We start from the raw sequence: 26,383 nt of genomic DNA, 5'->3' as shown, positions 1-26,383 counted from the left end.
TTATTTCTTCTTTTTCGGGGCGATGACCATGATCAGCTGGCGTCCTTCCATCTTAGGATGCTGTTCGACCGAGCCGTATTCGAGCAGGTCAGCTTCAACCCGCTTCAACAGCTCCATCCCCAGCTCCTGGTGGGCCATCTCACGACCGCGAAATCTCAAGGAAATCTTGGCCCTGTCCCCGTCACTCAGGAAACGTACCAGGTTGCGTAGTTTTACCTGGTAATCCCCTTCCTCCGTCCCTGGACGAAACTTGATTTCTTTAACCTGGATCTGCTTCTGATTTTTCTTGGCGGCAGCAACCTGTTTCTTCTTTTCGAAGATCGATTTGCCGTAGTCCATCAGTTTGCAAACAGGGGGTACTGCATCGGCAGAAATTTCCACCAGATCCAGCTTGGCCTCTTCAGCCTTAAGAAGCGCGTCTTCAATTGACACAATCCCAAGCTGCTCACCCTCAGCCCCAATTAAACGAACCTCACGTGCCGAGATATTCTCGTTGATCGGGGCTTTCGGTGCAGCTCGTTTATCTTGTCTCATTTCACGCTTAATAATAATTACTCCGAATCTTGGCGACCACGCCGGGAAACCGCTTGTGCAAGGAACTCCGAGAACTGGGCGACCGGCATCGAGCCAAGGTCTGCGCCTTCACGTGTACGCACAGCGACAGTTTGTGTTTCAACCTCCCGATCCCCAATCACCAGGAGATACGGAATTTTGAGCAACGTATGCTCGCGGATTTTAAAGCCGATCTTTTCATTTCTCAAGTCGGACTTGGCACGGAATCCGCTTTGCGCCAATGTTTTTTCCACCTCAAGGGCAAAATCAGCCTGTTTATCAGTGATATTCATGATCACTGCTTGAGTTGGAGCAAGCCACGCCGGGAAGGCGCCTTCGTAGTGCTCGATCAGGATTCCGATGAAGCGCTCGAAGGAGCCAAGGATTGCGCGGTGCAACATGACCGGGTGCTTGCGACCGTTGTCTTCCGACACGAATTCGGCGCCCAGACGGATCGGCAGGTTGAAATCGAGCTGCAGAGTACCGCATTGCCAGACGCGACCCAAGCAATCCTTGAGAGAAAATTCGATCTTCGGACCGTAGAACGCGCCCTCGCCCGGTTGCAGATCGTACGGCAGACCAGCGCTGTCAAGGGCTGCAGCCAGTGCGGACTCGGCGCGATCCCATAATTCATCGGAACCGACGCGCTTCTCCGGACGGGTCGACAGCTTCATTTCGATGTCTTTGAAACCGAAATCGGCGTAGACAGCCATGGTCAGCTTGATGAACGCGGCGGATTCAGCCTGCATTTGCTCTTCGGTGCAGAAGATGTGCGCGTCGTCCTGGGTGAACGCCCGCACGCGCATGATGCCGTGCAGCGCGCCCGAAGGTTCGTTACGGTGGCAAGCGCCGAATTCGGCCAGACGCAGCGGCAACTCGCGGTAGCTTTTCAGACCCTGATTGAACACCTGTACGTGGCACGGGCAGTTCATCGGCTTGATGGCGTAGTCGCGGTTTTCCGACTCGGTGGTGAACATGTTCTCGGCGTAGTTGGCCCAGTGGCCGGACTTCTCCCACAGGGAGCGGTCGACGACCTGAGGCGTCTTGATCTCCAGGTAGCCGTTCTCGCGCTGAGTCTTACGCATGTACTGCTCGAGAACCTGGTAGAGCGTCCAGCCGTTCGGGTGCCAGAAGACCATCCCCGGCGCTTCTTCCTGGGTATGGAACAGGCCCAGACGCTTGCCGATCTTGCGGTGATCGCGTTTCTCGGCTTCTTCGATGCGCTGGATGTAAGCAGCCAGCTGCTTCTTGTCGGCCCACGCCGTGCCGTAAACGCGCTGCAGCTGCTCGTTCTTGGCATCGCCGCGCCAGTAGGCGCCAGACAACTTGGTCAGCTTGAACGACTTGAGAAAACGCGTGTTCGGTACGTGCGGACCACGGCACATGTCGACGTATTCTTCGTGGTAATACAGGCCCATGGCCTGCTCGTTCGGCATGTCTTCGACCAGACGCAGCTTGTAGTCTTCGCCACGGGACGTGAACACCTCGATCACTTCCGCGCGCGGCGTGACCTTCTTGATGACGTCGTAATCCTTTTCGATGAGCTGCTGCATGCGCTGCTCGATCGCCGCCATGTCGTCCGGCGTAAAAGGACGCTCGTAGGCGATGTCGTAATAGAAGCCATCATCGATGACCGGGCCGATCACCATCTTTGCAGTCGGATACAGCTGCTTGACGGCATGGCCGACCAGGTGCGCGCAGGAGTGACGAATGATCTCCAGGCCTTCCTGATCCTTGGGGGTGATGATTTGCAGGCTCGCATCGGTATCGATGATGTCGCTGGCATCAACCAGTTGACCGTTGACCTTGCCGGCCACGGTGGCTTTGGCCAGGCCTGCACCAATGGAAGCTGCGACCTCGGCAACGGATACCGGGTGATCGAAAGAACGTTGACTGCCGTCGGGAAGAGTAATAGTTGGCATGGCGCCTCCTCTCCTAGTGGTGACCCCTACCAAAGGTCACGTGGGTGGGATAGAGCCAGTACGCGATTCGGTGGTATGCCTGCCTCACAGTGGCAGGAGCCCGAAGGCCAACCTGAAGACCGAACCAGAGTGACTGGAACTTACGAAATCGACAGAACTTGCAGCAGGGCAACGGGGCCCCGCCAGATGCGAGCTAATCTGCAGGCGCGCATGCTATCACAGGGTTACGGCGGGGTCAGCTAAACGGTAGAAGGTGGCTTGTGCCTTACGGCGACCGAGCCGCACGTGGCGAGGTCCACGGAACTGGTGCGCGTCGAAGGCCTCAGATTATCGGTAGTACATGTTCAAGGCCGGAAACCTCGACGGCCCAACGACAAAACCGACATAAAGGAATCCACCATGAAGCTTCTACGCGTTGCCGCCCTCCTCGCCCCGCTGGCCCTGACCCTGCCCCTCAGCGCTCATGCCGCGATGGATGCGAAGACCAAGACCAGCTACATGAACGAATGCACCACTGCAGCCGCCCAGAGCAATCCATCGATGGACGCGAGCGCCGTCAAAGCGCATTGCGAGTGCGGCGCTCAGCAGATCAATCAGAATTTCTCGGATAAGGAGATCGCGTCGCTGAATGACAAAACGACGCCTCCCAGTACCGATATGACCTCTCGCCTGCAGGCTGCAGTCAGCAAAAACTGCCTGAACGGCAAAAAATAAAAAATTTACATTTCCTTGATGCGCCCGACCGGGGCGTAAAGAAACAGGTAGCGGCCACGACCCTGAAGCCCGCGAATTCAGCGGGTTTCAGGGCTGATGAGAAGGTTCGCTGCCAAACGCGCCAACGGGGCAGAACAGGCCTGAAAGGCCCATTTGGAGCGTTATATCGAAGATGCTGACGCAAAGTTCTAATTGAAAAAGTCCAGCATTCACACAATTCGACTATGATAGCGCTCGTGTGCCCAGTTGGCCTGAGCAACACAGCACTACTGAAAATTATGTTCCTGGAGATACACCATGTCTAATCGCCAATCCGGCACCGTAAAATGGTTCAACGATGAAAAAGGCTTCGGCTTCATCACCCCACAGGGTGGCGGCGACGACCTTTTTGTACATTTCAAAGCCATTGAATCCGACGGTTTCAAAAGCTTGAAAGAAGGCCAGACTGTTTCCTTCGTGGCTGAGAAAGGCCAAAAGGGCATGCAAGCTGCTCAGGTTCGCGCGGAGTAATCCCAGCGATCTGAAAAAACCCCGTCACTGACGGGGTTTTTTTATGCCTGCGATTTCATCTTGCGGTGACGTTACCCGCAATTGACACGGTTTACCTTCCCTGAATCATCGGTGTTCAGGTTCAGACGATCCGAGCGGTATTCCAGCGTGACCATGTCATGGGGACCGAGCACCCTGGCCGTCTGCGCGCCGGCCTTGACCTTGGCCTGATCCAGCAATGCGGCTGACGCCGGCTTGCCAACGGCGAACTGCACCGCTGCTGCATCACACCGGGCGTAGCCGTCGACGGAGCTGGCCGGGGAACTGGCGACGCCCTCCTCAGGCTGACTCGAAGACTGCGACATGCTGCTGCAACCGGCCAGCAGCGCTGCGGCGAGCACCAGACCCGATGATGCATATTTCCAGGGCATACAACCTCCTAACGTTTTTCCAAAGCTGAACCTCTGCGACAGCGGTCGAGCGGCTTCGTTTCGCCAAGCCCGGGCCAGGCCACGCAAGCGCGCCCCGTCGCAGGCAGCGCAGGAGTCTGCCCCAGGCATCGTCTGCCGGGCGCAATCAATCGTGACAAAACGTTAAAGCCGTGCCCGCAGGACGCGCTGCACAGGACGAGCGCAACTCAATAGACGTCGACGTAGTCCGTGGCGGGGTTGGCCCAGTTATCGCGAAGGGCGTTGTAGATCTGCGTCACCCAGACCGCATCGCTGGCCGCAACCGGCCCGACGCACCCTGACCCCGCAGCCCAGGTTTCCAGGCGAAACAGCAGCCCGCCGATGTCCACGCCGCCACCGCGTCGCTGGAGATCCACGCGCGGCCGTCGCGACCGACGCGCAGCTGGTTGTGCACGCCATCCCGTGCAGCCGCGATCATTTGCCGGACCGCGTCGTGGGTAAAGGAATCGGGATTATTAAGATCGATAGACACGGCTTGCGCTCTCGTTACTCTGCACCGCGCGACGGGATGCCGCGCGGCGCAGCACGGCTGATTTACTTCAAAAGACCGAGGCGCTGGGTCAGCAGGTCAAAAAAGCCCTGAGCATCGCCGTTTTCGACCCAGAACACATTTTTGTTCTGAGCGAGGGTGTCGTACCAGTCAGCAATGGTCTGGCCGTGGGTGACGCCTTCACGGTTGTCGATCACCAGATTGACCTGTCTGCCGCTGAACAGCTCCGGCTTGATCAGCCAGGCGATCACGCTCGCATCATGTACCGGCCCGCCGGGCAGGCCGTAATGGACCATGTCAGCCTTGACGTACTCGTTGAGAATGTCGCTGACCAGCTTGCCGGCCTTATTGTTCAGGCCATCGATCTGCTTGAGCCGCGCTTCGCTGGTGAGGATCTTGTGGGTGACGTCCAGCGGCACGTAGGTCAGCTTCACACCGCTGGCCAGCACGACCTTCGCCGCATCGGGATCGGCGTAGATATTGAACTCGGCCACGGGGGTGATGTTGCCGCCATTGAAGTGGGCGCCGCCCATGACCACCACTTCCTTGATCCCCTGGGTGATGTCCGGCGCTTGAATCAGCGCCAGCGCCAGATTGGTCTGCGGGCCGAGCATGGCGATGGTGATGCTGTGGGGCGCCGCCTTCCGTAAGGTGTCGACCAGGTATTGCACGGCATTGCCTTCAGCCAATGGCTTTTTCGGCTCGTGCACTTCTACGCCGGGAAGGCCTTCCTTGCCATGGATGTTCTCGGCGTAGATCGGCGTGCGCACCAGCGGGCGGCCTGCACCGGCGTAAACCGGCACCTCTTCGCGACCAGCCCACTCCCGTGCCAACCGTGCGTTACGCGAGGTCTTGTCGATGCGCACGTTGCCCGCCACGGTGGTGATTGCCATGACATTCAGTTCTTGCGGTGACGCCAGCGCCAGCAGCAACGCGACAACGTCGTCGGCGCCCGGGTCGGTATCGATGATCACGTCGCGCTTCTCGGCGGCATGCACCGACGTGGCGGATAAAATGGCCAACAGCGCGGCACTCCTGATCAGTCCGGTGAAAAGATGACGGGTTGTATTCATGGGAACTCCTTGTTCCTGACTGCTGAAAATAAAAAATCGACGTTAAAAAACCACGCCCGCCACCAACGCGATGTTGGTGTATGGCTGGCATTCGCCGGTGCGAATGATAGCCCGAGCGCCACGGCTGAGGTGTTTCAGCGCGTCATGACTCACCAGGCGCTGCTCGCCCAGCCCGCCCGACGCATGCAAGGCCGTGACTGTAGCCAGGGCTGGAGGCTGTTTCGACAGCATCTCTTCGGCCAGGACATGACTCTCGACCTGCATCTCGGTCAGCACCACGTTCAGCACGCTGAGGAAGTCGGGCACTCCGTGTGTGAGTGCCAGGTCGATCAGTTCGACGCCGGCCGGCACGGGCATGCCCGCATCGACGATCATCAGAATGTCGCCATGGCCCAGAGATGCGATGGCGCGGGACAAGGCGATGTTGAGCAAGGGTGTTTTTTTCATGATTGATGGCCCTGTGCGGGTGCAGCAGAGGCCTGAACCTCGGCGAACGTAGGAATGGAAGGCTGCGCGCCGGAGCGGGTCACGGACAGTGCCGCTGCGACCTGGCCGAAGCGAATGGCTTCAGATTCGGACTTGCCGTCGGCCAGAGCCGCTGCAAAACCGCCGACGAAGGTATCGCCCGCTGCCGTGGTGTCAACAGGCTGGACCTTCGGCGCCGGGAAGTGCTCGGAACGCGTTTTGCTGGCAAACAAGGCGCCCTGCTCGCCCAGCGTGACGATGACTTTGCTCACACCAGCCGCGAGCAATGCCGAGGCGGCAGCGTCTGCGCTGGCGGTGCTGTCTACCGGAATATCGGTCAAGGCGGTTGCCTCGCTTTCATTGGGAATCAGGTAATCAATCCAGGCGAACCATTCAGCTGGCAGCGGGCCACTGGCCGGCGCCGGGTTGAGGATCACGGTCTTGCCCAGTTCATGGCCGCGCTTGAGCACATGGCCGACAGTGTCGAGCGGCACTTCGAGCTGGCAGATGATGACTTCAGCCTGGGACAGCAAGGCGTCGAAGCTGTCCACCACGGAGGCGGTTACGTGGCCATTGCCGCCGGCCACGATGACAATTGCATTCTGGCTGCTGTCATCGACGACGATCAAGGCGACGCCGGTGGACTCTCCGCCAATGCGGGTCACTGCCTGACAATCGATGCCTTCGGCCAGCAGCGCGGAGCGAAGCTGCTCGCCATAGGCGTCATCGCCGACGCAGCCGACCATGGCGACACTGGCGCCCAGTCGCGCCGCCGCCACGGCCTGATTGGCGCCCTTGCCGCCCGGTACAGTGACGAACGACTGCCCCGCCAGGGTTTCTCCGGCTCGCGGCAAACGCGGCGCACGCGTTACCAGGTCCATGTTCAGGCTGCCCACTATCACTACTTTTGCTTGCATGACGTCTACTCTTCAGAACGCTTTCAGAACACTGTTTTAGACCGGGCAAAGCGCCCGGCTCAACGAAGCTGGGTGAATGCCCGGGGTGGAGGCGCGGTGGATTCGCGCAGCACAATGCTCGGTGCAACGATCAGGTGTTCGACAGGGGGTTCGCCCCGCGAAGAGATCCGCCGCAGCAGCGCTTCGGCAGCGCGCTCGCCCAGTTGCAGAATGGATTGGCCGACGGTGGTCAGGGCCGGGTAGACATATTGGCTCATCTGGATGTCGTCGAAGCCAATCACCGAAAGATCGGCTGGCACCCGCACGTTACGTTCGGCAGCAGCGCGCAGCACGCCGATGCCGACCATGTCGTTGGCCGCGAAAATCGCCGTTGGCGGATCCTGCTCCAGCAGCTTTACCGCCGCGAGGTAGCCACTGGGGCCGGTGAAATCGCTTTCCACCACCCAGTCTTCCGGCACGTCGATCGAGGCTTCCTGCATGGCGCGGTGATACCCCGCCAGACGCATCTTCGCCACGCTGGTCTGCGCCGGGCCGCAAATACAGGCGATGTGCCGGTGGCCCAGGGACAAGAGATGCGAGGTCGCCAGATACCCGCCCAGCTCATGGTCGATGCGCACCAGATCAGCCGTTACGCCGTCCAGGTCGCGGTCGACGATGACCATCGGCGTGCGCACTGCGGACAAGCCCTCGACGAGGCTGTCACCGCCGCCCACCGACGACACGATCAGGCCGTCAACGCGTTTTTCCAGGAGCACGCGCAGGTAGCTGCGCTGCTTTTCGGGATTGTCATCGGAATTGCAGAGGATCACGCAGAAGCCGTTACGCTCGCAGTAATCCTCGATGCCCCGAGCCAGTTCGGCGAAGTACGGGTTGATGCCATTGGGAATCAACAGGCCGATGGTCGCTGTGGCCTTGGCCTTCAGCGACCGTGCAACGGCGCTGGGCACGTAGTCCAGCTGCACGATGGCGGCCTCGACCTTCTTGCGTACTGCTTCGCTGACCGGTCGGGTGCGGTTAAGGACGTGTGACACCGTGGTGTAGGAAATCCCGGCAATCGCCGCTACATCCTTGATGGTTGCCATGTCAGCCGCGCCGCCGCGCGCGATTGCTGCGGTAGGTATCGAGCACCACGGCGACGACGATCACGGCGCCGGTAATGATGCGTTTGGTTGGCTCGGTCGCGCCAATCTGCGCCAGCCCTGCCGCCAGTACGGAAATGATCAGTACGCCGAAGAAGGTGCTGATCACCGAACCGCGTCCACCCATCAGGCTGGTGCCGCCGATGACCACCGCCGCAATGACTTGCAGCTCCAGGCCGGAACCGGCGTTGGGGTCAGCGGCTTCCAGACGTGAAATCTGGAACAGCGCAGCAACGCCCGCCAGCAGGCCCATCAGCGAGAACACGAGGATCTTGTAAGGCTTGGGGTTGATGCCCGCCAGGCGCACGGCTTCCTCGTTGGTGCCGATGCCGATGAGGTAGCGACCGAACACGGTGCGCGTCAGCACAGCCTGGGCGGCGAAGATGACGATCAGCGCAATGACGAACGACGGCGAAATACCGAACGCAAAGGGATTGGACAGCCACGCGAAGGAGTCGCCGATGTACGCGGTGCGCGAGTCGGTCAGCTGGTACGCCACGCCGCGCGCCATTTCCAGCACGCCAAGGGAGACGATGAACGAGGGAATGCGCCACGCCACGGTGATCGAGCCGGTCAGCGTGCCGGCCGCCGTTGCGCAGGCGATGCCCAGCAACGCCGACGGAAACACGCCCCAGCCCCAGCCGAGCATGGCCACACTGACCGCAGACGCCGCCAGCGCCAGCACCGAACCGACTGAGAGGTCGATGCCGCCGATGATCAGGATGAACGTCATGCCGACCGCCAGCACCATCAGGTCGGGAATCTGGTTGGCCAGGGTGCTGAAGGTTTCGTACGAGAGGAAATGATCGCTGAGCAACGAGAACAGCACGATCATCGCCAGCAAGGCGCCTGCCAGCCCCAGGTAAGTGCCCAGGCCGAAGTAGTTGCCGCTGCGCTTGCCCGGAGACGGCAGCGAGGCAGGAGTAGTAGAAGTTTTCATCAGTCGATCCTGGGCGCGGCTTCAGACAGCAGCGCGTCACGTTTTTGATAGCCCGCGAAGGCAGCGGCAAGCAGTTCGTCTTGGGTCCAGGTGTCGCGCTCGAAGGTGTCGATCAAGCGCCCGGCAGACAGCACGCCGATGCGGTCGCAGATCAGCATCAACTCGCGCAGATCACTGGAAACCACCACCAGCGCCCGGCCCTGACGGGTCAGTTCACCCAGAAGCGCGTAGATGTCGAACTTGGCGCCGACATCGATGCCGCGCGTGGGCTCGTCGAATAACATCACCTGACAATCGCGCTCCAGCCAGCGGCCGATCACCACCTTCTGCTGATTGCCGCCGGAGAGTTCCGACACCAATTGAGTCGGGCTGGAACTGCGAATGCGCATGGCGCCTACCTGGCGCTGGGCCAAAGCGATCTCCGAATTGCCGTTGACCACGCCGGCACTGGAAATGGCTTCCATGTTGCCCAGCGCGATGTTGGCGCTGATCGATTGCGACAGCAGCAGGCCTTCGCCCTTGCGGTCTTCGGTGATCAAGGCGATGCCATGCCCCACGGCGTCCACCGGCGATTTGATCTGCACGCAGCGCAGCGGACTGCCCACTTCGATGCTGCCGCTGTCCGCCACGTCCGCGCCGTAAATCAGCCGCAGCAACTCAGTACGCCCGGCACCGATCAGACCGGAAATGCCGAAGATTTCGCCGGCCCGGACATCAAAGGAAACGTCGCGGACCTTGTCGGAGCGATTCAAGCCTTTGACCGACAACGCCACCGCGCCGATCTTGCGCTCGCCCAGATCGATCTGCTCGCCCAGTTCGCGGCCGACCATCAGCGTGACCAGTTGCTCGCTGTTGTAATTGGCCATGAAGTCGACGCAGACCAGCTTGCCGTCTCGCAGCACAGCGATGCGCTGCGCAACGCGGGCCAGTTCTTCCAGGCGGTGGGAGATGTAAATGATTGAAACGCCACGGTCCTGCAGGCGAGTGATCTGCTCGAAGAGCATTTCCACCTCGCGCGCCGTCAACATCGCCGTGGGCTCGTCAAGAATCAGCACGTGGCAGTCGCCGATCAGGTTGCGGGCGATTTCGACCATCTGCTGATGGCCGATGCCCAGTTCGCTGACCAGCGTGTCGGGGTCGATGGCCTCGAGGCCGACCTGAGCCATGGCCATGATCGCATCTTCGCGCAGCTTGCGGCGATTGATGAAACCGGCGCGGCTGGGCAGATTATCGAGAAACAGGTTTTCCGCCACCGACAGCGTCGGCAGCAGATTGAGTTCTTGCATGACCATGCGCACGCCGAGCTTTTCGGCCTGGGTGCGGCTGGCAGGCTGGTAGGATTGCCCCTGGAACTGCATCTGTCCGGTGGTCGGTGTGACCAGGCCGCCGATGATTTTCGACAGGGTGCTTTTGCCGGCGCCGTTTTCCCCGGTCAAGGCCAGCACTTCCCCGCGCATCAGCGTCAGGTCGATGTCACCGAGTACGGGTTGGGCGTAGGTTTTGCCAATACCACTGACAGATAGAACAGCGGCCTGAGCAGACGCTGACATAACGATCTCCACGCGCCTGCCCTCACGGGCAGGCGGTACATATTTGGAAAACTGCGGGTTTGGAAGGTGCTGAGTGAAATTCCAGGCCGGCTTATTGCGGCTTGGTCACCAGCTCGACCGGGGTTTCGATCACGCCGTTGGTGATCTCGAGCTTGTCGCCCTTGACCATTTTCAGAGCGGTGTCGATACCGAACACAGCCTGACGCGCTGCGAACTGGTCAGCGGTGGCCAGAATGCGGCCGTCCTTCAGCATCGGCTTGATGGCATTGATGTTGTCGTAGCCGACGACCTGGACCTTGCCCGCCTTGCCTGCCGCACGCACGGCCGAAACAGCGCCCAGCGCCATGCTGTCGTTACCGGCCAGCAGCGCTTTCAGGTTCGGGTACTCGTTGAGCATGGCGGATGCGACCGCATTGCCCTTGTCGATTTCCCAGTTACCCGACTGCGTGGAAACGATCTTCATCTGCGCAGCGTCCATCGCGTCCTTGAAGCCAGCGGTGCGTTGCTGCGCGTTGGTGGTGGTCGGTACGCCTTCGATGATGCCGACTTCATCACCCGCAGTCAGTTGCTTGGCCAGGTAGTCGCCCACCAGCTTGGCGCCCTTGCGGTTGTTCGGGCCTACGAAAGGTACTTCCATGCCTTTGCTTTTCAGCACGTCGGCGTCGAGCTGGTTGTCGATGTTGACGACTTTGATGCCCGCGTCCATGGCCTTCTTCAGGACCGACGCCAGCGCTTTGGAGTCCGCAGGGGCAATGACCAGCGCGTCGACTTTCTTGACGATCATTTGATTGACGATGTCGATCTGCGCGGCCGTGTCGGACTCGTTCTTGATGCCGTTGGAGATCAGGTCGAAGTCAGCGGAATGCAGTTTTTGATAGTCCTTGGCGCCGTCTTCCATGGTCAGGAAGAATTCATTGGCCAGGGATTTCATCACCAGCGCGACGGTCGGCTTTTTCGCGTCGTCGGCAAAGGCGGATGAGAGAGGCAGGGTTACAGCGGAAGCGGTGAGCATGGCAACAGCAAGAAGGCGTGCAGCGAATGGCAGCTTCATGGAATCACTCCGATATTATGATTGTTGTTATCGGCAGCGTTTACGCGTCAGGGGCAGAATCGACGGAATCGCAAACGTTTGCGTGAGCGAAACTATGGGAATCGTTTCGACTTTTGTCAACTGGGCAAATCAAGCAATGAGGGTACGGGCGTGGGGTCGCCCTGCTGCTCCGATCGCCCTTGCAGCGCTGATGGCCTGCACCCTGAATCGGAGGATAGAAAGGAAAGATGAATCCTGCAGCTGCTGCTATGAAGGTTGCTGATGAATTACGCGCGTTCCTGATAAGCGGTTGAGCGGCGGCGGGCAGCGTGCAGCTTGAGCTCGTCTTTCAACTTGGCAATCAAATTGGCAATGGCGCGACTGGAATTGAGAGAACTGACCGGAATGCCCGCAGCGAGCAAATCGGCGTGGCCCCTTTCGCGATCAAATATCTGCACCATTATTTGATCCTTGGCATCGATGGTGCATTTGCACTTGGCGGGGAGAAAACCTGATTCGACGATATGGCAGAGTTCAAGTGTGGACATCATGGCAAATTTCCTTATTTGGTTATGCACTGTGGATATCCCACGGGAGCAGCAATTCCAAGAGTTTCTCAAGAATGGGACGAACGGACATGATCCAGATCAAGAAGTCTGAGCCCATGGATGATTCAGAGAGACTAAGGGTTAGGCCTCAATCAGGCCGGCGCTGCACATACGACCTGCTGGATGGCGTAAATGGCGCGGGTTTGACGAAGTCATCGGTCCGACAAGTCAGTAAGCTGGGCGCCTCGAAAATGGCCATTCGCCAATATCCTTTAGAGGCAGTGAACTAATCACGCACGCCACGGCCTGAGGGGCTCGCGCTGCAAAATGGCAGTCGCTGCACAAGCAAGATTTCTACCGTATTTGGAGCACATGATGGGTCGGGCGAACAGCGAGTTTGAGTTCTGGTGGGGCACTTCAGGGCCTTGGGTCGAGCCGCCGAATGTGCGCCGCAACGGCACCAGCGGTGTGCAACGCGTGGTGCACGATGGCAAGACGCTTTACGTCAAACGCCAGACCGGCCATCTGTTCCGCAGCTTGCGTTATCCCACTGGCCGCCCGACTGCGCTGCGTGAGGGCATCGCGCTGACAAAACTTGAGGAGCTGGGCGTCAACGCGCCACGACCTGTGTTTTACGGCGCACGCAAGGTCGCGGGTGTATGGCAAGGCGTTCTGGTGACCAAGGATCTGGGCGGTTTCATCGACCTCGATACCTGGTACGCCCAGGGCGGCGCCAGCACCTTGAGCGTCGAGCAGCATCAGCGTCTTTTCAAGCGTCTCGCTGAAACGCTGGCGAAGATGCACCTGGGCAAGTGGCAGCATGGTTGCATGCGCTCCAAGCACATCTTCATCAAGGCGACGGTCACCGACACCCGGTTTGATTTCGAGCTGGCGCTGCTGGATCTGGAAAAATCCCACGGGCGGATCACCACCATGGGCGCTGCGCGCCACGACATTCCTCAGCTCAGAAGGCACTCTTTCTGGGACGAGTCCCAGTGGCAGTACTTCCTGTCGTGCTACGAGCAGGCCATCGGCCGAGCCTTTTAAGCGAAGCTGCTACGGTAGTCAGAGCGCCCTTCACACCAGGCAAGACCGGGCGTGAGGGGCTTGGCCGGTCAAGAGGCTTGACCGGCCTGCTCGCTGATCAATGCCGGCACTGCCGGGCCGCTGATCACCTGCGCCACTTTGGATGCAATGTCAGCGCGGCTGAAGGGCTTGGCCAGCACCTCGAAGCCGGCAATCTGCGTCGACGACTCGCTGGTATAGCCTGTCACGACCAGGACCGGCAGCGCAGGCAGCACTTCGCGCAGACTCAGGGCGAGCTGCGTGCCGCTCTTTTCTGCCATTAGCTGATCGGTGATAAGCACGTCCGGCCGCAACCCGGCGCCGACCATTTGCTCGGCAGCGGACGGCGACGCCGCCTCGGTCACGCGGTAGCCCAAGTCACGCAATTGCAGCGCAACGGTGTAGCGGACCAGTTCCTCGTCGTCGACCACCAGTACGTGAAATGGGTGATCCGCGCCGAGCGCCGAGTCGCCATCGCCTTCTGCCACTTTCAACACATCGGCGCTGGACACCGGCAGCCAGATGTCAACGCGCGTGCCGAGGCCCGGCGTCGACTGAATATCAAAACCGCCGCCCGATTGCAGGGCCAAGCCCTGCATCATCGACAGTCCAAGACCGGTGCCCTTGCCGACGCCCTTGGTTGAGTAGAACGGCTCAACACAGCGTTGCAGCACCTCTTCGCTCATACCGCTGCCGTTATCCGACACCGTCAGCCTGACGTAGCTACCCTGCGACGGCGCCGGGCCCAGCCCCGGGCTGTCGGCAACCACTTCAGGGCGGGCGCTGATTTTCAGGTAACCACGTTCGGCAATCGCATCACGGGCGTTTACCGCGAGATTGAGCACGCCCAGCTCGAGCTGATGGGGATCAATGAGGATGTTTGGCAGGTCTGCAGGAATCTCGACAATCACTTCGATGGTCGGGCCCAGCGAACGCTGAATGAGGTCACGCATGTCGTTGACCAGACTGTGCAGCGCCACGACCTGAGGCTTGAGCGTCTGCCGGCGGGCAAAGGTCAGCAAACGGCCCACCAGAATTCGCGCGCGATCCGCCGCCTGCAGCGCGGCGTCGATAAGCCGATGGGAGCGGTCGTTGCTGACCGGCTGGCGCCGCAGCAATTCCAGAGACGTCATGATCGGCGTCAGCAGGTTGTTGAAGTCATGGGCGATGCCGCCGCCCAACTGGCCGACCATCTCGATCTTGCGCGACTCGTGCAGCAGCGAAATGGCCGCCTCGCGCTCGGCCACCATAGTGGCGACGCGTTGTTCGAGGCTTTCGTTGAGCTCGATCAACTGATGTTCAGCGCCGACTCGGGCGGAGATGTCCACGCACACAAACAGCAACCCGCTCAGTTGCTGCTGCCCATCAAGCAGAGGCGTGACGTGGGTCTGCACCCAGACGACCGAACCGTTTGCGCGCACGTGGTGCTGGGTCAGTTCGAAGGGCGCCTCGGCGGTCAGGAAATTCTCGTAAAACATAGGCTGCGCGTCGGCAGCCAGGTCGTTTTGCAATTGGAGAATCGAACGACCGGCGATCGCTCGGCGCTGCAGCCCCATGATGTCGCAGTAGCGATCATTAACCTGCTGAAACACGCCTCGGTGATCGCACAGCGCAATCCCGGCGCCTGCCTGGTCGAACATCCCGGCCAATTGCGCAGAACTGGCATGCAGCGCCGATTCAGCCCGAGTGTGATTGATCCATTGCCAGCCCAGCTTGGCGGCTTCTTCAATGATGTGGATGTCGTGGGGGCTACAGACCCGCTGCCCTTCGAACTCAACGGTGAACACGCCGGCCAGTGTGTCATGGCGCATCAGTGGGACATGCACAGACAGACTCACTGAGCCGTCCGACTGAGGTGCAACGGCGTGAAGGTCAACAGGAACGGAATCGGCTTTTGCCGTCGCTTGCACAGTGACGCCCTGGCGCAACGCAGCGCAGGTGTCATCGCTGATGCAGATCAGCCCTGATCGGGCCACCACGTCACCCTGGCGGTATTCACGGCGAATGAAAAAATCGCCCTTCTCGTCGTCAGCTTCCGCAAGATGGACACGGGCGGCGCCCAGCTCGCGACCGACACGCCGGATGACGCCCGCTTCGATCTGCTCGGGGTCGCGATTGGAGGGAAAGGCCTGGCCCAGCTCAAGCAGCAGCGCCTGACAACGCTCGAAATGCACACGCTCGGTGGTTTCAGTGACAACGCAGAGCACGCCGCCGACAGCCCCATCGGCCTGGTAAACCGCCGAATAGGAAACGTCAAAGTAGACGGTTTCGCCGTAGCCGTGGCGTTCGATATAAAAGGCACGGTCCTTGGCAGCAAAGGTTTGCCCGCTTTCGCGCACGCCGCGCAGCAGCGGCTCAAGGTCGTCCCACAACTCGCGCCAGTTCTCGATCGCAGGCCGGCCTAGGGCGCGGGGATGTTTCTCGCCGATGCTCGGCGCATAGGCGTCGTTGTACAGCGCCACAAATTCGGCACCCCAGAAGAGCACGATCTGGGCCTGCACGGGAAGAATTGTGCCCATCAGGGTTTTCAGAGTGTCCGGCCACTCGGAGGGCGCGCCGAGGGGCGACCCATCGATCAATGGGGACTGAAGCAGATCACCGACCGCACCGCCGTTGGCAAGGAAACGCAGGGGTGCTGCGCTGAACCCGGTGTTGGGTGGGGTATCCATAATTAGGGCCTGACAGGAAGTATCGTGAGCAGATTGCCTCGCTTAGAGCGACGGTAATGCGAAGACGTTCCAATCAGATCGGGACGAGTTTGCAATACAGACGGGCCCGGTGACTGCTTCAACCGGGCCCTGCCGTGGCTCAATCCTCTTCTTTGACGGTCGCTACCTCGTCAGCGCGTACGCGAATGGTTTTCCCGGAGATGTCTTCGAACTCATAGAAGCCATCTTTTCCTTTGGTCTTCGGCGCATCCTTGGTCACGTACTGGGTCCCGTTCTGCAGGGTGACCACGGTCGACGTGGAGCAGCCCGCCAGCGCTGCACAGCAGGCGAACGCGAGCGGCATCAGCAATGATTGAATCTTCATAAAGCCTCCTGGTTTGTGTGGCCCAGGCGTCGTGCGCCTGAACGCTCAATCGTCATCTAGCAGATCAGATCAGCGTGATCGAGTTTGGTTCGCAACCCGAATATTCATCAGAAAAATCAGCGAGTTGGATCAGAGGAGGTTTTTGTCCGATCCGCTGTTGCGAAACGTCCGACACTCAAATACTGTATGCGCATACAGCGAACAGGAGGGTCACTTCGTGTCTGACACCAACGTATCAACCGCAGCATCGCCCGGGCACTACGAGCGCATGGCCGTGCGGGTCCAGAAGATCATCAACTCACAGAGTGCGCAGAAAGCCCGCGCGGCGCTGATTTTCCGGCTGGCGGACGAACTCGAGGACGACTGGAAACAGTTGCTGGAAGAGATCGACGAAAACGACAACGTGACCCTGGCCTGGCGAGACGACGGCGGCGTGCAGATTTTCTGGACGGTGCCCAAGGAAGATTGACCTGCAACCCGAACCCACCTCGATGAACTACCCAGTTGGATAACATGCTCAGATTTTGTGTCGCCCTGCTTTTGGCTTTTACTTTCCTGCAAAACGCGTCCGCTGACGTCAACATTGGCACCTGGAACCTGGAGCACCTGAGCGTGCGTCCGAACAAAGACTTTCAGGGCATCGCCAAGGTCGCCCAGAAGGTCGATTTTCTCGCGGTTCAGGAATTGATGAGCGAAGATGCGCTTGAGGCGCTGGCCAAAGAGCTGACCCGGCAGACCGGCAAGCACTGGAGTTCCATGGCATCCCATGCCGTGGGCCGCTCTTCCTACAAGGAAATGTATGGGTTCGTCTGGCGGGATGATGCTGTCGCCTACGAAGACGGGGCCGTGAGCTACCTGGACCGCAGCGACACCTTTGAACGCGAGCCCTACTCCGCACAGTTCCGCTCGCTCAAGGACGGCAAGACTTTTGTCGTGGCCACCGTGCACATCCTTTACGGCAAGAACCAGGCAGACCGGGCTTCGGAAATCGTCGCGCTGTCCAATTACTGGACCTGGCTGCAGGAAACCTACGCCGGCAACAACCAGATCATGTTGATGGGCGACTTCAACACCCCGCCCAACTCGCCCGCGTGGGACAAGCTCGACACCGGCGCCAGGCCGCTGGTGCTGGAAGGCGCCAGCACGCTGTCGACCAAGGACGGCAAATTCGCCAACCTCTATGACAACATCTTCATCAGCAAGCAATCGGCGATCCGGGTCAACAAGGTCGAAGTGTTCGATTACCCGAAATTCCTCGGACTGAGCCACGCCAAGGGCCGTGACAGCGTGTCCGACCACGCACCGATCTTCCTCAGTGCCAATTTAAGCGGTGGCAGTGGCGCGGCCAGCGCGTCCGCCATAACGGCACAAGCCCGCCCCACCACGGGCAATCCGATGAAGCCCGCGGCAAGTGTGGGCGGCACACCGGCCAACCTGGCGTTCGCCATACGCGGGAACAAAAAGACCATGATTTACCATCGTCCTGACTGCCCTTCTTACAACGCGATTGCCGAAAAAAACCGGGTGGAGTTCAAAAGCACCGCCGCGGCCGAAGCGCAGCATTACCACTTGGCGGGCAATTGCCGCTGATCCGCAGCAGCGCACGCTGACCCCTACTCAACGCGCCTGCCACACAGTGGCAGGTGCGGAGGAGTTGGCTAAAGCTGAATAACCTCCGGGGTCACTTACGCGCCAGATCGTGCTGGATGCAGCCCTCGTAGTAGGTCTGCTTCACGGCGGCGGGTTTCAGCTTAGAAGGGCTCTTGTAGGTCTGCTGGGTGATTCCCAGCGCCATCTTGCTCATCCACGGTTTAGCGAACTTACGGCTCTGCAGTTTTTTGCGCGCGCTGTAAAGGGTGGTGCCAGAGAGCTTGGATTGCTGCGCCGCCCCCGCGACCCCTGCTCCCCATTTGCAGACCTGCAGGTCGTTCTTGCTGAGGTCCTTGGCGTGCGCGGTAACGCACACAGCTGCCAGAAAAGCGGCCACCACGGCCAAGCCCACACTGCGCATACACGTTCATCCCGGAATCAATTGATAAAAAAGGATTTTTCCAGAAAAGGCAGCCGCCGCGGGCCATCAATTTGCCTTTTTCGCACAAAACATTTCCGTCCCCTTCTTGGGCTGGTTCGATCCGCAGCTCCCCCTCGAAAACCTCATCGTGTTGCATTCAATGCGTCTGGATGCACAGTGAATATCCATATCGATATGGCACATGGCCGCCTATCGGCGAGGGATATTAAACGCTCATGAAGGTGTGCAATTCTTCGTCGGTCGGTCGCCTCGCAAGCCGATTGCGGATGGCCAGTCTCAGGTGGAGATGCATTACGATCCGAGGCCCATTGAGAGTTGATCAGCCTGTATCGATCTCGAAATGAAGTGACAGCACTGTCGATGCAGTCGACATGCAGGCTGTCTGGCACATCAAGGAAGCCCTCATTCACCCGGCGTCACCGTACGCCCATACAGGCCAAGACAATGAATGACTATAAGGATTTTGAAATTCATTACCGGTTTCAAGGTGAACCGCGGCACTTCAATCATCAGGGCAACCATCTATGCGAGAGTGACGCGCTCCATTTTGCGACCTTGCACGCAGGGGTCGGCGGGGTCGAGGGCCACATTTGCGCCGGTCCCGTGAAACGGGCGCTTTTGTACGCTGAAGGGCTGGGCGTCACGCAGGTGCAATGGAAACGCACCTGATCGAGGAAAACTGCAAACGAACCTGGATTCACGTGGTCGGAATTTACAAGCAGCGCTCATTACACCAGCAAAGCGAGGTAAACATGACCATCGACAACGCATTGAAACAGGAAGTCCTGACCCGGTTGCTGCATGCCCACCCGGCAGGCCTGGGCAAAGAAGTTCTGGACAACTACCGAGGGGAGAACGCAGTCGCCGACACCCTTGAGCAGTTGCAGACGGCGGGCTTGATTCACGACGGTTGCGTCCACCATTCCAGTGCCGGGGATCGGTCTTTGAAGTACCCCATCAAACTCAGTTCTTCCGGTGTCGAGGCAGCCAAGCAGCTGGAGACCGAGCAGTCCAGGCACTAGAGATTCACGCGTGCAATAAAAAAACCGGCCAAGGCCGGTTTTTTCAGGTGATCGATAAAGTGGTGTTCTCCCCTGGCGCTACCTGCACCGATCGTCCTAAGCCTGTCAGGAAGCAGCACCACAGGGGAACGAGAAAGAGCCTACAAGCTAAGTCGCATTTCCGTCACGCCCGCTATTGTGACTTTATGCGTCCAGCCCCCTCGTCCAGCCGCTTGCCCGGCGCCTGTGCTCACACTTCAGGGTAGTCGCCGGTGCCGTCCGGCCACGGGGTCAGCAGCTCGAAACCTGTTTCGGTCACCGCCACCATGTGCTCCCACTGGGCCGACAATGACTGGTCGCGGGTGAGCACGGTCCAGCCATCGTCCAGGACGTAGGTGCCCGGTTTGCCGGCATTGATCATCGGCTCAATGGTGAAGACCATGCCGGTCTTGAGTTTGAGCCCCTTGCCCGCCGCGCCGTAATGCAGCACTTGAGGTTCTTCGTGGTACTTACGACCGATACCATGCCCGCAGTATTCGCGCACCACGCTGAAGCCTTCGCGGTACGCCACGTTCTGGATGGCATTGCCGATGTCGCCCAAGGTCGCACCAGGCTTCACTGCATGTATCCCGGCGAGGGTCGCCTCGTACGTGGTTTCGACCAGACGGCGCGCGAGCGGACTTACTTCCCCGACGTAGTACATTCGGCTGGTATCGCCGTACCAGCCGTCCTTGATAACCGCGACATCGATGTTGACGATGTCGCCGTCTTTGAGCACATCTTCCGCCGAAGGAATACCGTGGCAGACGACCGTGTTGGGCGAGATGCAGGTGGTTTTGGTGAACCCGTGGTAGCCGACGTTGGCAGGGATTACTTTCAGTTCGTTGACGATGTATGCGTTGCAGATGTCATCCAGCGCTTCGGTGCTGATGCCCGGCTTGACGTGCTCTGCGATCATCGCCAACACGTCTGCCGCCAGACGCCCCGCCACACGCAGCCCTACCAGGTCGGCTTCGGTCTTGATACTGATGCTCATTGGGACACCGCCCTGGCGGAGGCCAGATCCGGTACGAGATCGCAGGGCTGAAGGCTCAACACGGCGCCGCCTGATGTTTCGGCGCGGATCAGCAGCTGGCAGATCTCGCTGTAATTCAGACCGGGGTGCAGCTCGGCGAGCATGCCCACCCGCATCCAGTGCTCGGCCTGCGCGTTGATCGAGCGACTCAAGGCCGCGCTGGCGCAACGAATGTTCGCGTGCATCTGTTCGGAAATTTTTACCAGTCCCATACCGACCTCTCGAAGAATATACGGATCATATACGTTCCATATATTTTCTCGCAACCGGCCTTCGTAGCTCTGCTACTCGGAGCGCGACTGGGAAAACTCGGTCGCACACTCGGAAAGCGACGTGGCCAACTGCGAAATCGCCTCTCGGTCGTCTTCGCTGAGCGCCCGGTAATGGGTAATGACCGCCCGCTCCGCTTCGTTCAGTGTCTCGGTGGCGATCGGCGTTCGCTCGCCCGACAGCACGTACATGACGTCGATGCCTTTTTTGCCTAGCGCCGCCAGGTAATCAGAACGCGGGATGCGCTCACCGCTCTCGTATTTGCCCTGGGCATTGGCCTCTACCCCACCGATGGAACCAAAATCCTGTTGCGACAGCCCGAGCCGTTTGCGTTCTTCTTTCAGACGTGAGCCGAGATCTTTCATAAACGAGGGTCCTCAAGTTGACTATGTTCAAAGAGCAAGACCCCATTGGTCCGAGGGAGTTGCGCCCTTGGGCTCATTTGGTCAATCTTCCGAATTGACGGCTCAAGGAATTCCCCACGTGGCCGATAGGTTCTGATGTACCGCTATTCTTTTGAATGGCAGCCCGATTTCTGTAGTTCGGAGAACCAGACAATGATTTCTTTCTTACTGGGTTGGTTGGCGCTGTCGGCCGTGGGCACACTGATTGCCCTGGCGATGATTCGCACCGGTAAAACGCGTCAGCCAGACGCAGATGACACGATGACTGGTCAAACGCCCGTCCCTGTCCTGGTGCGATTCAAGCCCTGAATCTGTCCCGGCTGCCTTGCCGGGAGCACCTCCTCCGACATCACTCCCCCGCGAGCTGACCCTGCTCAGTCAAGTAGCCGCTTGCGCTGCCCTTGGCATAACCCGTTGCATAGCCTGCGCTGGATGGCACAAAAGCCAGGTCGGCCTGACTGGCGCTGAACTGACGAAGTCCCGATGCCAGGGCAAGAAAATCCTCACGCTGCATCTCGTTGCCCCATACGCTGCTGAAAGAGGATTCGTTTTTCTGCGCCGTGAATTCCTGACGGGTGTCGACTTGAGTGGTTTGCATGTTCGCTCTCTTCTTCTCGATACTGTTTAAACATACAGTATTTTCAACGCCCCTCGAACGCAAGTCCTGTCGCGACGAATGGTCGTGCGGAAAAGACCCGGTGCTGTGCCCATCAACACGCGCTTTCTTGCCCTTACCCGGGATGAATCCGAAGCCGGCCGCTTAAACCCGGGCCAGCGCTTCCAGCCGATCAAGATCTTCTGCGGACAACACAATCCCGTCTTGCAACGAACGCTCACGCTGACGATAACGGCGATCACCCGGCATGCGCTGCTGGCCAACCCCGTGCATCTGCCTGACCAGCTCTTCGCAGCGTTCGGCAAATGCCTGACCGCTGCCCTTGTCCGGATCGATGACGATGATCACCTGACCGGTCCAGGGGGTTTGCGCCCCAGGAGACTTCGACATATCAAACTCGAAGGAGAAATGGCCGCCGGTGAGCGCGGCGGACAGCAACTCCACCATCATCGACAGCGCCGATCCCTTGTAGCCGCCGAATGGCAGCAATGCACCGCCGTCGAGAATGGCCTTCGGGTCTTCGGTCTGCTCACCGTTACGGTCGACGCCCATCCCCGGCGGGAGCATGCGCCCCTCTCTGGCGGCAATCTGCACGTCGCCATGGGCGATGGCGCTGGTGGCCATGTCGAAGACGATGGGCTGGCCACCGGCGCGCGGCGCGGCGAAAGCGATGGGGTTGGTGCCGAACAAGGGCTTTTGCGCATCGTGGGGCACGACGCAGGTCATGCTGTTGACGACGCTCAACGCCACCAACCCTTCCTGGGCGAACGGCTCGACGTCCGGCCACAGCGCGGCGAAGTGGTGGGAGTTGCGGATGGCCAGAATGGCGATCCCTGCGGCCCGCGCCTTCTCTATGACAAGGGCCTTGGCCGCCTGCATCGCCGGCTGGGCAAAGCCGCCCATGGCATCGACGCGCACAAACCCTGCGCCCACGTCCTCGACCTTCGGTTCGGCCCGGCCGTCGACCCAACCGGCTGCCAGCGACGACAGATAACCCTTGATGCGGAAGATGCCGTGGCTGTGGGAGCCATCGCGCTCGGCGGCCGCGCAGTTGGCGGCCAGCACTTGCGCAACGTCGGGCGAGGTGCCGTGGCGCACGAAAATCTGCCGCAGCAGCTCTGTCAGCTCGGCAAAGGAAATCGTCCGGGTGGTCTGGTTGTCGTGGGTTGAAGGCATCTGAAGCTCCGCTGTGATTATTGGAGGTGGAAGCGGAACAGCCCCGCCCGGTTCAGGCAGGCCCGCCGTTGCCCATGACACGCAGCCCGGTGTTAGAGCAAGCGCTTCTGAAAGAACAGCCGCTGGTGCCCGGGCGGGTAGTCATCGAGTTGACCGAACTGCTCATAGCCATGCTTGCGATAGAACTCGGGCGCCTGGAAATCGAAGGTGTCGAGCCATACGCCAACGCAGCCCCGTTCACGGGCGAGGTCCTCGGCCATCGTCATCAACTGGCTGCCCGTGCGCTTTCCCCGGGCCTGTTCAGGCACCACGAGCAGTTCAATGAACAGCCAGCTGTAGAGGATTCGGCCATGCAGGCCGCCGAGGACAACATTGGTCTGCTCGTCACGGACGAACAAGGCAAACTTTTCGTGCTTGCCGTCGCCGGCCATGGCTGCGTTGTAGTCCCTCAGTGGCTCGAGGATCTGCAGACGTTCTTCTTCGGAGGGGTTGGATTTGAATTCGATCCGGACACTCATGCGTCGCTTCCTGCTGACGGAAATGGGGAACGCAAGGTTGTCGGATATACAGGAGGGAGTAAAGCTGCGAGGAGTTAAAGCAAAAAAGTAGCGACGGGGTGAGTGTGAATGGACGTGGAAGCCCGGGGGCTTCCACACGCGCTCAAGCGCTGGGTCGATCAGTCTTTCTGATCGCGCAGGACGTTGCCGGAGGTGCCGTCGATGCGGAATTCGTACGTCAGGCTGTCAGCCTTGCGGCCTTCGCCTTCCCAGTAGCCTTTGTCGTCGGCTTCGATGCTGTAGATCTCTGTGTAACCTGCCGACTTGGCTTTTTCGATCGCTTTTTCGATGGTGATCCAGCCAGCGCCCGGCTTGTCCGCCAGGGCGAACTGTGCGGTGGTAAGGGCAGCGGTGGCGAGAACGGCAGCGGTAAGTTTCTTGATCATGGTTGAACTCCATTTCCCTTTGCGGGCTTTTGAATGCGGTTTTTTGGAGTTACTCACCGAAAAAATAGTTCATTCGGGGTTTTGTAACCGCTTGATGCTGCCGAATGAATACCACCGCTGACACCGGCTGAATGCTGGGCTCACCCAGATCAGCGCTTGACCTTGCGGCGCAGCACGCCGTTCAGCACCACCACGACGACTGCGACGAAGATCGCGATGTATTGAAAGGTCTTTTCGCTGAGCACGCCGGTGTTCTGCAGATGGGAAAGGCCAAGCATGATCGCCAGAACACTCAAGGCGATGATGATCGAATAAATCAGACGCTGTTTGTTGGTCATTGCGGGATTCCTGAAAACCGGTCGAGACGTGGGGCGCAGTACACCTGTGCGGACATGGTACCTGCTCACGTCGATGCTGACACGCCAACGCCTGCGTCGTCGCTGGGCCAGGGCTGCGTCCGGGCTGCGACGAAGCGTCTAGGCCGCTGATGTGCGTCACATTCACGTGGTTTAATACGCGCACTTTTCCGTCGCTCAAGCGTTTCAGGTCTGTAGGACGTATCTGCCCACACAGCAGAACGCTGCCTATGCCCTCTTTCAAACAAGGAGTCCCCAATGCCCCATGAAGGCAGCCTCTTGCAGGCCGCAGTCGTGTTCCTGCTCGCCGCCGTTCTCACGGTTCCTCTGGCCAAACGCCTGCAACTGGGCGCCGTGATTGGCTACCTGATCGCGGGCGTGATCATCGGCCCTTCTTGCCTTGGCCTGATCGGCGACCCGCAAAGCGTCGCGCACATCTCCGAGCTGGGCGTGGTGCTGCTGCTGTTCATCATTGGCCTTGAGTTGTCGCCGCGACGCCTCTGGACCATGCGTAAATCGGTGTTCGGTGTCGGCATGGCGCAGGTACTGTTCACGGGGGTCGTCATTGGCGCGGTCGCGTTGCTGGGCTTCAATCAGCCGCTGAACAGCGCCGTGGTGCTCGGCCTCGGGCTGGCGCTGTCGTCGACCGCTTTCGGCTTGCAAAGCCTGGCTGAACGCAAGGAGCTCAATGCGCCCCATGGACGTCTGGCCTTCGCCATTTTGCTGTTCCAGGACATCGCGGCCATTCCGCTGATCGCGCTGGTGCCGATGCTGGCGGGTGGTTCCCACGAGGCCGGTTCCGGCGATTCCCTGCGCCACGGCCTGCAAGTGCTGGGAGGCATCGCCATTGTCGTGGTCGGCGGTCGTTACCTGCTGCGCCCGGTGTTCCGCATCGTCGCCAAAACCAAGCTTCAGGAAGTTTCCACCGCGACCGCGTTGCTGGTGGTGATCGGCACAGCGTGGCTGATGGATCTGGTGGGCGTGTCCATGGCGCTGGGGGCGTTTCTGGCCGGGCTGCTGCTGGCCGATTCCGAATACCGTCATGAGCTGGAAGCGCAGATCGAGCCGTTCAAGGGCCTGCTGCTGGGGTTGTTCTTCATCAGCGTCGGCATGGGTGCCAACATCGGCCTGCTGATCCATTCGCCGCTGACAGTGCTGGGCCTGACGCTGCTGCTGATCGGTTTGAAACTGCCGCTGCTGTTCTTCGTCGGACGGCTGGCAGGCGGGCTGGGCAAACAAAGTGCGTTGCGTCTCGGGCTGGTCCTGGCAGCGGGTGGTGAGTTCGCTTTCGTGGTGTTCAAGATCGGCCGCGATCAGGGCCTGTTCGATGCCGCGCTGTACGACACCCTGGTGCTGACGATTACCCTGTCGATGGCGCTGACGCCGCTGTTGCTGCTGGTCATGTCGCGCTGGCTCAAGCCCAAGCCGGTGGTCAAGGAAGTGCCGGCCGAGTACAAGGAAATCGAATCCGACAACCCGCGGGTGGTCATCGCGGGTGTAGGCCGGATGGGGCAGATCGTTGCGCGTATCCTGCGCGCCCAGAACATCCCGTTCATCGCGCTGGACACGTCGGTGGAAACCATCGAATTCACCCGCAGCTTCGGCAATGTGCCGGTATTCTACGGCGACCCCCTGCGCCCGGAAATCCTCCGCGCGGCCAAGGTGGATCAGGCCGAATATTTCGTCATCGCCACCGACGACCCGGACACCAACATCAAAACCGCCGAGCTGGTGCGCAGGCTGTATCCGCACATGAAGATCATTGCCCGGGCCCGTAACCGTCAGCACGTTCACCGCCTGCTGGATCTGGACGCCGAAGCGGTGCGGGAAACCTTCTATTCAAGCCTGGAGATGACGCGCCGCACGCTGATCGGGCTGGGCCTGAGTGAAGCCCAGGCGGCGGCGCGCATCGATCGATTCAAGCGTCATGACGAACAAGTGCTCAACCGCCAGCACTTGATCTACGACGACGCCGCGAAGGTCATGCAAAGCGCGCTGGAGGCCCGGGCTGAACTGTCCGAGCTGTTTGAGTCCGACCGGATGGATGAAGAAGCGAGTGACGCCCAGCCTGCAGCCAAGGCTAGACAGTAGGTCCTTCGGTTAAACCGAGACC

30 protein-coding genes and 1 pseudogene are annotated in these 26,383 nt (G+C 59.9%); 8 read left to right on the top strand and 23 right to left on the bottom strand.

The genetic code is table 11. The features are described 5' to 3' along the window. Both infC and thrS read right to left on the bottom strand, forming a co-directional pair. Positions 1–552 carry a translation initiation factor IF-3 gene (infC, locus tag BMY98_RS08600; RefSeq protein WP_172613086.1) on the bottom strand — a complete coding sequence of 184 codons (552 nt, stop codon included), beginning with the start codon at positions 550–552 and terminating at the stop codon, positions 1–3. Next, positions 552–2,474 (bottom strand): threonine--tRNA ligase, encoded by a 1,923-nt coding sequence (gene thrS, locus BMY98_RS08595; protein WP_074887381.1) that lies wholly within the window; start codon positions 2,472–2,474, stop codon positions 552–554. The genes infC and thrS overlap by 1 nt, the downstream gene beginning before the upstream one ends. Before the next feature lie 399 nt (positions 2,475–2,873). Between thrS and BMY98_RS08585 the strand changes: the two genes are divergently transcribed. After that, positions 2,874–3,188, top strand: a complete 315-nt coding sequence (locus BMY98_RS08585) for a hypothetical protein (RefSeq protein WP_074887376.1) — start codon at positions 2,874–2,876, stop codon at positions 3,186–3,188. Between the two features lie 297 nt (positions 3,189–3,485). Further along, positions 3,486–3,698 (top strand): cold-shock protein, encoded by a 213-nt coding sequence (locus BMY98_RS08580; RefSeq protein WP_065991529.1) that lies wholly within the window; start codon positions 3,486–3,488, stop codon positions 3,696–3,698. Between the two features lie 71 nt (positions 3,699–3,769). Here BMY98_RS08580 and BMY98_RS08575 read toward each other — a convergent pair whose 3' ends face one another. From BMY98_RS08575 to BMY98_RS08530, 10 genes and pseudogenes are all read right to left on the bottom strand, one after another. Further along, positions 3,770–4,108 carry an I78 family peptidase inhibitor gene (locus BMY98_RS08575; RefSeq protein ID WP_074887374.1) on the bottom strand — a complete coding sequence of 113 codons (339 nt, stop codon included), beginning with the start codon at positions 4,106–4,108 and terminating at the stop codon, positions 3,770–3,772. Between the two features lie 206 nt (positions 4,109–4,314). Beyond that, a pseudogene (locus tag BMY98_RS08570) lies at positions 4,315–4,619 on the bottom strand (hypothetical protein). A gap of 62 nt (positions 4,620–4,681) precedes the next feature. Then, complete coding sequence (locus BMY98_RS08565) at positions 4,682–5,710, bottom strand: nucleoside hydrolase (protein WP_074887370.1); 1,029 nt, start codon at positions 5,708–5,710, stop codon at positions 4,682–4,684. A gap of 42 nt (positions 5,711–5,752) precedes the next feature. Beyond that, positions 5,753–6,157 carry a D-ribose pyranase gene (gene rbsD / locus BMY98_RS08560; protein WP_074887366.1) on the bottom strand — a complete coding sequence of 135 codons (405 nt, stop codon included), beginning with the start codon at positions 6,155–6,157 and terminating at the stop codon, positions 5,753–5,755. Next, complete coding sequence (rbsK, locus tag BMY98_RS08555) at positions 6,154–7,092, bottom strand: ribokinase (RefSeq protein ID WP_074887363.1); 939 nt, start codon at positions 7,090–7,092, stop codon at positions 6,154–6,156. The genes rbsD and rbsK overlap by 4 nt, the downstream gene beginning before the upstream one ends. A 59-nt stretch (positions 7,093–7,151) precedes the next feature. Continuing rightward, positions 7,152–8,174: a LacI family DNA-binding transcriptional regulator gene (locus tag BMY98_RS08550; RefSeq protein ID WP_074887360.1), complete on the bottom strand. Its 1,023-nt coding sequence runs from the start codon at positions 8,172–8,174 to the stop codon at positions 7,152–7,154. A 1-nt stretch (position 8,175) separates the two neighbouring features. Next, entirely contained in the window at positions 8,176–9,171 is a 996-nt protein-coding gene (locus BMY98_RS08545; protein WP_074887356.1) for an ABC transporter permease, read from the bottom strand. Next, entirely contained in the window at positions 9,171–10,721 is a 1,551-nt protein-coding gene (locus BMY98_RS08540; RefSeq protein WP_074887353.1) for a sugar ABC transporter ATP-binding protein, read from the bottom strand. Before BMY98_RS08540 ends, BMY98_RS08545 begins: the two co-directional genes overlap by 1 nt. Positions 10,722–10,812: 91 nt before the next feature. Next, positions 10,813–11,772 carry a sugar ABC transporter substrate-binding protein gene (locus BMY98_RS08535; RefSeq protein ID WP_074887351.1) on the bottom strand — a complete coding sequence of 320 codons (960 nt, stop codon included), beginning with the start codon at positions 11,770–11,772 and terminating at the stop codon, positions 10,813–10,815. A gap of 266 nt (positions 11,773–12,038) precedes the next feature. After that, complete coding sequence (locus BMY98_RS08530; protein WP_074887348.1) at positions 12,039–12,302, bottom strand: DUF1652 domain-containing protein; 264 nt, start codon at positions 12,300–12,302, stop codon at positions 12,039–12,041. A gap of 372 nt (positions 12,303–12,674) precedes the next feature. On the opposite strand from BMY98_RS08530, the gene BMY98_RS08520 reads away from it, so the two are divergent. Next, positions 12,675–13,346, top strand: coding sequence for a lipopolysaccharide kinase InaA family protein (locus BMY98_RS08520; protein ID WP_074887343.1), 672 nt, complete (start codon positions 12,675–12,677; stop codon positions 13,344–13,346). Positions 13,347–13,414: 68 nt separating this feature from the next. On the opposite strand, the gene BMY98_RS08515 is transcribed toward BMY98_RS08520, so the two are convergent. Next, positions 13,415–16,033: a PAS domain-containing protein gene (locus tag BMY98_RS08515; protein ID WP_074887339.1), complete on the bottom strand. Its 2,619-nt coding sequence runs from the start codon at positions 16,031–16,033 to the stop codon at positions 13,415–13,417. A gap of 139 nt (positions 16,034–16,172) precedes the next feature. Next, positions 16,173–16,397, bottom strand: coding sequence for a YgdI/YgdR family lipoprotein (locus BMY98_RS08510; protein ID WP_074887336.1), 225 nt, complete (start codon positions 16,395–16,397; stop codon positions 16,173–16,175). A 268-nt stretch (positions 16,398–16,665) separates the two neighbouring features. On the opposite strand from BMY98_RS08510, the gene BMY98_RS08505 reads away from it, so the two are divergent. Both BMY98_RS08505 and BMY98_RS08500 read left to right on the top strand, forming a co-directional pair. Further along, complete coding sequence (locus BMY98_RS08505; RefSeq protein WP_074887522.1) at positions 16,666–16,866, top strand: DUF1654 domain-containing protein; 201 nt, start codon at positions 16,666–16,668, stop codon at positions 16,864–16,866. Between the two features lie 44 nt (positions 16,867–16,910). Next, positions 16,911–17,987, top strand: a complete 1,077-nt coding sequence (locus BMY98_RS08500) for a sunset domain-containing protein (protein ID WP_074887521.1) — start codon at positions 16,911–16,913, stop codon at positions 17,985–17,987. A gap of 91 nt (positions 17,988–18,078) precedes the next feature. On the opposite strand, the gene BMY98_RS08495 is transcribed toward BMY98_RS08500, so the two are convergent. After that, the gene (locus BMY98_RS08495) at positions 18,079–18,408 is read right to left on the bottom strand and encodes a hypothetical protein (RefSeq protein WP_074887333.1); all 330 of its coding nucleotides are present in this window, start codon (positions 18,406–18,408) and stop codon (positions 18,079–18,081) included. Positions 18,409–18,873: 465 nt separating this feature from the next. On the opposite strand from BMY98_RS08495, the gene BMY98_RS08490 reads away from it, so the two are divergent. Both BMY98_RS08490 and BMY98_RS08485 read left to right on the top strand, forming a co-directional pair. Further along, on the top strand, positions 18,874–19,098 hold the full coding sequence (locus BMY98_RS08490) for a DUF6555 family protein (RefSeq protein ID WP_074887330.1): 225 nt from the start codon (positions 18,874–18,876) through the stop codon (positions 19,096–19,098). An 83-nt stretch (positions 19,099–19,181) separates the two neighbouring features. Then, the gene (locus BMY98_RS08485) at positions 19,182–19,451 is read left to right on the top strand and encodes a hypothetical protein (RefSeq protein ID WP_074887518.1); all 270 of its coding nucleotides are present in this window, start codon (positions 19,182–19,184) and stop codon (positions 19,449–19,451) included. A 229-nt stretch (positions 19,452–19,680) separates the two neighbouring features. On the opposite strand, the gene map is transcribed toward BMY98_RS08485, so the two are convergent. The 8 genes from map to BMY98_RS08440 form a co-directional block, all read right to left on the bottom strand. Further along, positions 19,681–20,466, bottom strand: a complete 786-nt coding sequence (map, locus tag BMY98_RS08480; RefSeq protein WP_074887327.1) for a type I methionyl aminopeptidase — start codon at positions 20,464–20,466, stop codon at positions 19,681–19,683. Continuing rightward, on the bottom strand, positions 20,463–20,717 hold the full coding sequence (locus tag BMY98_RS08475; protein WP_074887324.1) for a ParD-like family protein: 255 nt from the start codon (positions 20,715–20,717) through the stop codon (positions 20,463–20,465). Before BMY98_RS08475 ends, map begins: the two co-directional genes overlap by 4 nt. Before the next feature lie 72 nt (positions 20,718–20,789). Continuing rightward, complete coding sequence (locus BMY98_RS08470; protein ID WP_074887321.1) at positions 20,790–21,140, bottom strand: helix-turn-helix domain-containing protein; 351 nt, start codon at positions 21,138–21,140, stop codon at positions 20,790–20,792. Between the two features lie 388 nt (positions 21,141–21,528). After that, positions 21,529–21,777, bottom strand: a complete 249-nt coding sequence (locus BMY98_RS08460) for a hypothetical protein (RefSeq protein ID WP_074887316.1) — start codon at positions 21,775–21,777, stop codon at positions 21,529–21,531. Positions 21,778–21,939: 162 nt separating this feature from the next. Continuing rightward, positions 21,940–22,971, bottom strand: coding sequence for an Ldh family oxidoreductase (locus tag BMY98_RS08455; protein WP_074887314.1), 1,032 nt, complete (start codon positions 22,969–22,971; stop codon positions 21,940–21,942). A 92-nt stretch (positions 22,972–23,063) separates the two neighbouring features. Continuing rightward, entirely contained in the window at positions 23,064–23,489 is a 426-nt protein-coding gene (locus tag BMY98_RS08450) for a GNAT family N-acetyltransferase (RefSeq protein WP_074887311.1), read from the bottom strand. A gap of 158 nt (positions 23,490–23,647) precedes the next feature. Continuing rightward, positions 23,648–23,914: a PepSY domain-containing protein gene (locus tag BMY98_RS08445; protein ID WP_065991503.1), complete on the bottom strand. Its 267-nt coding sequence runs from the start codon at positions 23,912–23,914 to the stop codon at positions 23,648–23,650. A 149-nt stretch (positions 23,915–24,063) separates the two neighbouring features. Beyond that, complete coding sequence (locus BMY98_RS08440) at positions 24,064–24,252, bottom strand: hypothetical protein (protein WP_065991502.1); 189 nt, start codon at positions 24,250–24,252, stop codon at positions 24,064–24,066. A 276-nt stretch (positions 24,253–24,528) separates the two neighbouring features. Here BMY98_RS08440 and BMY98_RS08435 point away from each other — a divergent pair, with 276 nt between their 5' ends. Continuing rightward, positions 24,529–26,361, top strand: coding sequence for a monovalent cation:proton antiporter-2 (CPA2) family protein (locus tag BMY98_RS08435; RefSeq protein WP_074887309.1), 1,833 nt, complete (start codon positions 24,529–24,531; stop codon positions 26,359–26,361). The last annotated feature ends 22 nt before the right edge of the window (positions 26,362–26,383 follow it).

Origin of the sequence: Pseudomonas graminis, assembly GCF_900111735.1 — a bacterium.
In the GTDB taxonomy this organism is placed as follows: domain Bacteria; phylum Pseudomonadota; class Gammaproteobacteria; order Pseudomonadales; family Pseudomonadaceae; genus Aquipseudomonas; species Aquipseudomonas graminis.
The sequence above is the reverse complement of the archived record's forward strand: the minus strand, read 5'-3'. Positions and strand labels throughout refer to the sequence as shown.